General features: G+C 30.6%; 1 protein-coding gene. It reads left to right on the top strand.

Annotation, left to right across the window (positions count from 1 at the left end; translation table 11 throughout):
- Positions 1-323: 323 nt before the first annotated feature.
- Positions 324-1,253 carry a DMT family transporter gene (locus tag DM800_RS27875; RefSeq protein WP_088610501.1) on the top strand — a complete coding sequence of 310 codons (930 nt, stop codon included), beginning with the start codon at positions 324-326 and terminating at the stop codon, positions 1,251-1,253.
- The last annotated feature ends 306 nt before the right edge of the window (positions 1,254-1,559 follow it).

The following is a 1,559-nucleotide window of genomic DNA, read 5'->3' as shown; positions in this document are numbered from 1 at the left end:
AATGTCATAATCCATAAATTAAATAATCTTAAAGAAGAAAAAAGATGAAATAGAGACTGTTTAAAATGAATTTTGAACGATAATGCCATAAAAGATAATAAAGTAATACATTTAAATGTTAGGTTAAGGTAAGAATTACCTTTTTGTATTAATTGAGTCGTGGAATGACTAAAATATTTTACTTTTTATATGAAACCGTTATGTGGAAAATAGCTATTCAGTTGTTTTTCACATAACGGTTTTTCATTTTTAAAGGATTTTACATAAGAAAAAATCTATAATTAAGATAGTTAACATATATTTTTTGATGGGTGTGGGGGATTATGAAAGAAATATGCATGTTATTAGTGGCTGTTATATTATGGGGGACAGCCATTGCGCCAACAAAGTGGGCATTAGAATCTATTCAGCCATTTACTTTGTTATTTATTCGCCTTTTCTTAGCTGGTGGAATCTGTTTACTATTCTCATTTAAACAATTAAAAAGATCAGTTGTACATAAACAGGTCCCGTGGAAAAGAATGAGTTTACTATCTTTTACTGGCGTATCTGGGTACTTTATGTTCACATCCTACGGTATTTCTTTAACAAGTGGATTGCATGTTAGTATTATTGATGCTGCTTTACCTTTAGTTACAATTCTTTTTTCGGCGTTCTTTTTGAAAGAAAAAATTCGGCTTAATTATTGGATCGGTATTGTATTGGGGGCTATCGGAGTACTTCTTATTACAATTCCATCTAGTAATGTCGATCAAGAAGTATCTTTAATAGGAGATATCCTTATTTTATTAAGTACGTTCTTATTTGCTTTCTATACAGTATTGCTGAAACGACCAAAACAAGAACAGTATCTATCAAACAAGGTTTTTACAACATTAACTTTAATTATTGGAGCTGTTATTCTATTACCATTTGCAATGGCAGAAACTTTTTATTATGGTTTTCCAAAAATCGAAACATGGAAGACAGGGTTTAGTGTAATATATCTTGTTATTGGGGCAACAATTTTAGCGTATTGGTTTTGGAATAGAGCATTAGAGACAGTCTCGGCATCAGTAAGTGGATTATATTTAAATGCGTTACCGTTAATAAGTATAGTTGCTTCAATTGTTCTATTAAATGAATCTTTAACGCGGAGAATAGTAATAGGTGGCAGCTTAGTTTTATTTGGAGTGATATGGGCGGATAAACGTAAACTAATTGATTTATTTATATCAGACGATCAAAATATTAAAGAGAATGAAGAATGTTAAAGTTTATAAGAGCATGTATATAATGTTTAATGGAAAGGACGCTTTGTATGTAATAGGATGTCCTTTTCATTATTTTCATTGAATGAGAGGAATTAAATAACTGAAACTAATAATAAAAATAACTTTGGAATTATTTTTATTATTAATTGAATAAAAGGTGTTGACGATTAGGCTATAGAGGTGTAATATAGAACAAGTCGCCGATGCAATAACGCAGAATGCGGCGAACAAAATGAAAAACTTAGTTGACATTAACTAACGAAGGTGTTAACATAAGGAAGTCGCGAATGAGCGACCGAGTAGTTC

Origin of the sequence: Bacillus sp. AY18-3 (assembly GCF_008042305.1) — a bacterium.
GTDB classification, from domain to species: Bacteria; Bacillota; Bacilli; order Bacillales; family Bacillaceae_G; genus Bacillus_A; species Bacillus_A wiedmannii.
Note: the sequence above shows the minus strand (reverse complement) of the source record. Positions and strands in the feature narration are given on the sequence as shown.